The organism is Psychrobacter urativorans (assembly GCF_904846695.1).
In the GTDB taxonomy this organism is placed as follows: domain Bacteria; phylum Pseudomonadota; class Gammaproteobacteria; order Pseudomonadales; family Moraxellaceae; genus Psychrobacter; species Psychrobacter urativorans.
In genome coordinates this window covers 1-7,189 of record NZ_CAJHBR010000039.1, presented here as the reverse complement: position 1 = coordinate 7,189, position 7,189 = coordinate 1, and the positions used below count along the sequence as shown (strand labels likewise).

Here is a 7,189-nt window from a genome sequence, read left to right as displayed (position 1 = left end):
ATCAAGCACCTGCTAGTTCAACTCTAGTTATTCATTTGAACGCACGCATAATGGTTTTGTCCCTCTGACTAAGAGCGCGTTTTCGAGAACTGTGATATATTCACCTATCGGTTCATATCTCCCAATTCTCAAAACACGTTGGGGACACCCCAAACCCCAAAAAACCACCTTCAAAACAGGCAGTCGTTATGGCGATATTCATGGCAAGCACTAAGTCAATATCAAGAGCAAAAGGACAAAGTGCAATCGCGGCCGCTGCTTATCGTGCCGGTGACAAATTGCTTGATGAAGATAAAAACCACGGCAAAACGCACGACTACCAAAAACGCAGTGGCGTATTAAGTGCCGATATTATTTTGCCGACTGCCTTAGCTGGTTGCGAGATTGGCAGAGCCGAATTGTGGAATATGGCAGAGCGCAATGAAACCCGAAAAAATAGTCGCGTGGCTCGTGAATGGTTGGTTGCCTTACCGCATGAATTGAGCGAACAAGATCGCAAAGACTTAGCCCATGACTTCGCCAGAACCTTAGCCGATAGATATCAAGTGATCGCAGATTGTGCGATCCATGTACCAACCGATAAAGAAATCGAGCGCGGTGCCAGTCCTCTTAACTTCCATGCTCATATCTTATTGACCACGCGCACTGCCACCATAGACGATGACGGCAAAATCTACCTCACTAAAGACAAAGCCGACAGCGAAATATCAGACGATGACCGCAGAAAAAAGGGCTTGCCGCGCATGAGCGTGGAAGTTAAAGCCGTGCGCGAACTGTGGGAGCATACCGCTAACAGGGTATTAGAAGAAAAAGGCCATAACCTGATCGACAGCCGTAGCTATAAATCACAAGGTATCGACCTAGTGCCGCAAATCAAGATGGGTAAAGACGCGACCCATATGGAGCGTAAAGGAATACCGACTGCAAAAGGGCAATTTAACCGTGAGATTATCCAATCTAATGAGCTGGTTTGGAACAAACACCTAGCCAATAACCAAAAAACCAATGATAAAGCGGATCGTACCATCGCCGACCTGCGCGAAAGCAAGCTATTCATTGTCCCCGATATGCCTAAGCCTAACTTTAAGCCCAAAAAAGTTACTCAGGAGAGGATAGACAGCGCCAACGATACGGTAAACAGGCTAAAAGCGGTACGTTTTAACCGTGAGAAGGCGCAGCAAGCCGAGCAAGAGCACCTACAACAGCAGCAACTAGAAACAGCGGAGCGAAAAGAACGAGAACAGGCCGAACAAGAGAAACTAGAGCGACAACAGCGCCGAGATCAGAGACTTGCAAGAATTGCTACGGAGACAGGAGAGTTTAAGCACTTCTATCAGCAGCTAGAACAGCAGCCCATGAGTGTTGATAAGTCGCACCTGCAAAAAATCGATCAAAGCAGCGAGTTTGGCCAACATCTTGTCGCCATTCTCGCCACATACAGCCGTATGCAAGCGCTGACACGCTATCAAGAAGACCCTAGTACCACCAAACACCAAAAAACACTTGCAGAGCTACAGTATGAGCGTTTAGGCAATGATCTTATCTCACATTCGCAATCGGCATTAGAGAATGTAAAAAACTCGCGACACACCGTGTCGCAAAAGGCTGATACAGCGGCATTAAAGGGCGTATTTGATGCTATGGTACCTGGGCATAAGCAAAACCTCTCTGAAACGCAGCAGGAGCGCCTACAGAGCGTCTCATTAGCCATTAATGACCTTAACCATGATATTAATCGAAGTCGTGGCATGACCCTAGGATTTTAAATATGACCGACAACGCCCAGTCGATTGAAATAGAAGAATTGGTACTCACCCTTCACGCACTGATTGAACAGCAGCAAGAGCTACTAGCAGACAGTCAGGAGCAAGGTAAAACCAACAATGAGCACGTACAGCAAATATCAGCAATGATAAAGCAGCTCACTGGGCTATTAAAAACCTATCAGGATAAAGAACAGCTGATCATAGATAACACCAATGCAGCACTCAAAAATAATATTAATTCTGCCTTTCAGCAAAACCAAAAATCCTATCATACGCTAATAGATCAAGGCTTTACCACGCATATAGATACAGCCACTAAGAGGCTATCAACGATTGCCACTAAGATTGAAAAGCAATTTGACGATCTTGAGACTGCTGCTCATAACTCAAAAACTGAATTTGAGAGCCGACAGGGGTTTTTCAAAATGTATGAAGATACCTACGATACTCAAAGCCGAAAGATGAAAGAGAGCGTAGATAGCACCACAACTGCTGTTATCAACAGTACCAAAGATAGACTTGATGATGTGGCTAATGACTTTAGCTATAACTTAGTAAAACACCTTAGCTGGAAGATAACGGCTATGCTTGGTGTTGTCTGTCTTTGTATCATGCTGCTAACCTTTGGTTCAGCTTGGTTGTTTGTTCCTAGCAAGGCTGAAATTTCTCAAAGGCAATCTCAATACAATGCACTTGAGAGAGCACAATTATTTAACAAGGTTGTTCAAGCTGATGATGGTTACTATGCAGAAGTAGATACCAGTAAATGTAGAAAAGACTTTAAATCTAGCTTTTGGAGTAATTCTACTTGGTGCAAATTTAAGTAACTATGAAGCTAATTCTAAGTAGTAAAAAAACAGCTTTTTATTTCTTAGTTATCAACAACCAAAAATGCTTTTAATGTTTTTAATGCTTTTAAAAGCTTTTAACTTGGCTGGAAGCATTGTTATGATTGGGCTGCGCAGGTCATTAAGGGACGTTTACCTGTCAATTAAGGGACGTTTACCTGTCAATTAAGGGACGTTTACCTGTCAATTAAGGGACGTTTACCTGTCAATTAAGGACGTTATTTGTTTACGACCATTAAGGGACGTGTTAAATTAGTGTCATTTATTAGAATGGGTTTACAGATATGAGCAACAAAAAGTTAAAAAATGAGGTTGTTAAAACTCACAGGCTAAATACAGCTCTACAAAAATTATCACTTGCTGAAATTCGACTTATGCAGTTAGCGATTATAGACGCGAGAGAAACAGGAACAGGCATAGATACTGTAACTCCCTTACCTATCCACGCAAGCCGCTATGCTGAAGCGTTTGGTGTCACAAGACAAACGGCGTACGAAGTTCTTATTGAAGCTGAAACTTCTTTATTTAAGCGTTATTTTACATTTCTCGATGAACGGGATGGTAAGCCAGTTAAGTCTCATTGGGTAAGTCAGGCAAAGTATTTAGACGATGAAGCAATCATAGAAATAATGCTTACACCTGCTGTAGTTCAAGAGATTACACGTATTGATGCTATAGAAGCTAAAACGCTATTCACAAGATTTGCGCTTGAGCAGGTAGCACCAATGAAGAGTGTATACTCTGTTAGGTTATACGAACTACTCAACCAATGGAGACAAGCAAAAAAGGTAAGTTTTGATCTAGATGTTTTCAGAGGGCAGTTAGGTGTTGAAGATACTGAATACAAGGCAATGAGCGACTTTAAAAAGCGCGTTTTAGACCTTGCAGTGAAAGAGATAAATGAAAAATCAGACCTAAAAGTCAGCTACGAACAGGTTAAAAAAGGCGTGGCTATAGCAGGCTTTAAATTTAAGGTATTAACTAAGGCTCAACCAAAAAATGCGAAGCAAGAAGCTGTCAGAGATGTGAACACAGCAGATATATTTACGGTTGAAGGGCTAAATGATAAACAGCTAGGACGAATCGTCCGCAACCCTGCTTTTATGGCAGAGTACAATCATTTAGTAACCCCGACTAGCCCAGCTGGACAGTCACAGCAAGGATGGGAGTTTGAGATGATTAACCGCCTTAAAAAAGACGCTTCTGAGTTTAAGAAGCGTCCAATTAGAGAGTATCTTGAGTATTAGAATTTACTCTAAAATATCAGACCATATTCTTTTTATTTTTTCTACAGAATACAATTCCGAAGAAACAATCGCATTCCTACTCATACTATTATAAACTTTATCTTCTTTTGATAGAATTTCTAATTTTTCAACAAAAGACTTTATATCATTTTCTTTAACTAGAAAGCCATTGTATCCGTCTTTAATAATTGATCTTGGGCCGACCCTTACGTCATAAGCAACAATTGGTGTACCTTGATTTATAGCCTCCAAAAGAACCATAGGGAGAGCTTCGTGCATAGACGTCATTACATACACTTTAGATTTTCTTATTTCGTTAACTGTTTCATCGTTAGAAAGATAGCCTGTAAAAACTACAGAATCGCTGATATTCAAAGACTTTGCTAGTTGGATAAGTCTTTCTTTTTCTTGCCCGTCACCCACTATTTTAAGTATATAGTTTTCATTATTATCTAGAAATTCCTTCCAAATAAATAGTAGCCTATCAAACCCTTTCTCTGGTGACAGCCTCCCTACTGATATAACTTGGTTCTTCCTCTTAGTGTCTTTTATAAATTCTTTATTTGCTATAAAATTAGGCACAGTTAAGCATTTAGTCTTTTGATTAGAGCCAATTAATATTGATTCTACTTCGCTTTTTAGCTCTTCTGTAAGTAACAATAAATAATCCATTTTTCCATATTTATCTCTAATATCCTTTGAGTAACCTCTGAACTGAGTGTGATCACAGTGTAATTGAGCAATTAGTTTGTTGCTGTCTTTTGAATGCTTGCTTATTATTGTAGTATGCTCATTTCTAGTTGAAATAATGATACTGTTTTCAATATCTTTAATAGAATTTATGATTAGCTTGCTATGCAAGTAAAAATCTGTAGCCCTAATACAGGCATCGCTTAAAAAACTTATTAGATTAAGATTGGTTAAGCTTTTCTTCAAGGAAGCAGTTTTTCTTGGTAATTGGTCTGTCAAATACGTAATTTTCACTTTATTATCTAAGTAATAAACCGGCTCTTTATAAAAATAAGTACATAATATTTCGACATCATAATTCATTTCAATAAACAAATTAGAAAGATCGCAGATTATTTTTTCTATTCCACCATGCCCGAGATGACGACTAGTTATATATATTTTTTTCATACAAGTGTTCTTAATAATAGTTATGTAAATAAAAAATTGATTACTATACCATATTGATATATGACGTACCTGTTATAGTCGATCCACTATAAAATAAATACAGTGCTACTGGGATGCTTGCTTTTAAAGCATAGGTTGCGGAGCCTCTAGGAACGCAGTACGCCAGAAAAAACATACCAGCAGCACGCTGTATTTGTACTTCTTTCTTAGGAGTCAAATAGTGTTGTTTAAGCATGCTCAGCCATTTCTTTAAACTGAGGATTTGTTTCTACCAGCTCTTGATAAGTGCCCTGATCAACTATTTTTCCTTGGTCCATTAAGTAAATAATGTCACATTTCTGTACTGTTTTTAGACGGTGGGCAATCATAATTATGGTTTTTTGACCACTAAAGTCATGTATGGCATCCATGATTACTTTTTCTGTAATACCATCTAGGGCACTAGTGGCTTCATCAAATACCAAAACATCCGCTTCGTGATAAAGCGCTCTAGCAATACCAATACGTTGTCGCTGGCCACCAGACAGTTGGACACCGCGCTCTCCTACTTTCGTATTCACGCCATCAGGAAGCTGCGCAACTAGATCGGTTAAGCTAGCAAGCTCTAGAGCTTTATTGACTTGTTTTAAATCGATATCTGCAACAGGTAAACCAAAAGCAATGTTTTCAGCGATAGTCCCCTCACTCAAAAAAATACTTTGCGGAACAAAGCCTAAAGTATTTTGCCAAGCGCGTTTGTTTTCAGGAGTGATGTGAGTATCATCGACATATATATGACCGCTTTGCGGCATTAACAAACCAAGTAATAAGTCAATTAAGGTCGATTTTCCAGAACCAGATGATCCTACCAGACCGACCACACTATTAACTGGAATGGTCATGGTTACGCCATTCACAGCAGGTCTTGATTTACCTGGATAATTAAACTTAATATTGCTTAGTCTGATTTGTTCTTTTAATTCTGTGCGTATTGGTAGTGCTTCTTTAGTAATGATTTTCTGACTGCTAACGGAGCGCTCTAGATCCTCTTTAATGGCTTCAAAAGCTGATAAATTACCTTTGATTTGAGCGATACTAGAATATATTTGTTGTAAAGCGGGCAGCAGCTTAAATGCCGCTAGAGCGTAAACAGCTAAAATTGGCAGTACGGCACCTAGATTGCCTTCATGCAGCTTAATCAGTAGTAGCACCAACCCAATCATAGTACCAAACGCTATCAGTTCCATAAAATAGCGAGGTACTTGACTAATACCGGAATTCAACCCTAAGGCACGAGCAAAAACCTGACCACTTTCTTCAAAACGTTTAACGAAGTCCTGACTACGATTAAGCAGTAACACATCTTTAATTCCACCAAACCCTTCATTCATTAACCTAAAACGTTCAGTGGAAACTTGTGATATTAGCTGACCATTCGAGACTAGTTTTTTACGGACAAGCTTATAAAGTAAGAAATAAGCGAGAGCAAATATAAATAAACCGGTTATTGCTATAATAGGGTTATAAATTAAGATGCTGACAGATATAAGAGTAGCTAAAACCACTTTCGCATTCATTTGCATTAGTGGCTGAACTATTCCATTGGTCACCCGTATAGCTTCTGTAGATACTTGCTTGGTCAATTGGGCACTACTACCACTTGCATGAAATTGCCAGTCTTCTTGCATATAATAAGCATAGAGACGATCCGCAATTTCAGTACCTATCCGTGCCGCATAAAGAGATAGCTTCCAAATAGTAAACATAGAAACTAGGGTAGAGACGGATAATGCTACTAGCACCAGCAAACCGGTATAAAACACAAAATCCATAGGGTCTTTTATGCCAGATAGTTGATATAACTCAGCAAATACATTGCTTTTTTCTAGTATAGAAATATCACCGACTAAAGCCATAAAAGGGGCTATAGAAGCAATTCCTAGCAACTCAGTAAAAGCCATAATAACTACAAGAACTTGCAAAATATAAAACTGTCTTACTTGCTCATCTGAAAGCAATGAGAACAGCTGTTTAATTGTTTTTAGCATATAAATCCAACTATGGAATCGACTTAAAGTGTAAGGCAACGACTTCTTAGCACCTTAAATAAAATCAAACTATTAAGGATAAGAAACTTAAAATAAGTTAATAATAATTATGTAAATAAAAAACTGAGTAATATATCATATTAGTGTATCAAGCACCTGCT

At 39.0% G+C, this 7,189-nt stretch carries 5 protein-coding genes; 3 read left to right on the top strand and 2 right to left on the bottom strand.

The window, feature by feature from the left end; translation table 11 throughout:
* Positions 1 to 200 precede the first annotated feature (200 nt).
* The 3 genes from JMY09_RS13995 (at position 201) to repM (ending at position 3,861) form a co-directional block, all read left to right on the top strand.
* Complete coding sequence (locus JMY09_RS13995) at positions 201 to 1,766, top strand: MobA/MobL family protein (RefSeq protein ID WP_201624548.1); 1,566 nt, start codon at positions 201 to 203, stop codon at positions 1,764 to 1,766.
* 2 nt (positions 1,767 to 1,768) lie between these two features.
* On the top strand, positions 1,769 to 2,593 hold the full coding sequence (locus JMY09_RS13990) for a hypothetical protein (RefSeq protein WP_201624546.1): 825 nt from the start codon (positions 1,769 to 1,771) through the stop codon (positions 2,591 to 2,593).
* A gap of 305 nt (positions 2,594 to 2,898) precedes the next feature.
* Positions 2,899 to 3,861, top strand: a complete 963-nt coding sequence (gene repM / locus JMY09_RS13985; protein WP_201624544.1) for a replication initiation protein RepM — start codon at positions 2,899 to 2,901, stop codon at positions 3,859 to 3,861.
* 3 nt (positions 3,862 to 3,864) lie between these two features.
* Here repM and JMY09_RS13980 read toward each other — a convergent pair whose 3' ends face one another.
* Positions 3,865 to 5,001 carry a glycosyltransferase gene (locus JMY09_RS13980; protein ID WP_201624542.1) on the bottom strand — a complete coding sequence of 379 codons (1,137 nt, stop codon included), beginning with the start codon at positions 4,999 to 5,001 and terminating at the stop codon, positions 3,865 to 3,867.
* Positions 5,002 to 5,228: 227 nt separating this feature from the next.
* The gene (locus tag JMY09_RS13975; RefSeq protein WP_201624540.1) at positions 5,229 to 7,028 is read right to left on the bottom strand and encodes an ABC transporter ATP-binding protein; all 1,800 of its coding nucleotides are present in this window, start codon (positions 7,026 to 7,028) and stop codon (positions 5,229 to 5,231) included.
* Positions 7,029 to 7,189 lie beyond the last annotated feature (161 nt).

What these genes read in the sequence shown, in the direction of transcription:
- JMY09_RS13980 (WP_201624542.1), bottom strand. Translation starts at nt 5,001, where the DNA reads ATGAAAAAAATATATATAACTAGTCGTCATCTCGGGCATGGTGGAATA.
- repM (WP_201624544.1), top strand. Translation starts at nt 2,899, where the DNA reads ATGAGCAACAAAAAGTTAAAAAATGAGGTTGTTAAAACTCACAGGCTA.
- JMY09_RS13990 (WP_201624546.1), top strand. Translation starts at nt 1,769, where the DNA reads ATGACCGACAACGCCCAGTCGATTGAAATAGAAGAATTGGTACTCACC.
- JMY09_RS13975 (WP_201624540.1), bottom strand. Translation starts at nt 7,028, where the DNA reads ATGCTAAAAACAATTAAACAGCTGTTCTCATTGCTTTCAGATGAGCAA.
- JMY09_RS13995 (WP_201624548.1), top strand. Translation starts at nt 201, where the DNA reads ATGGCAAGCACTAAGTCAATATCAAGAGCAAAAGGACAAAGTGCAATC.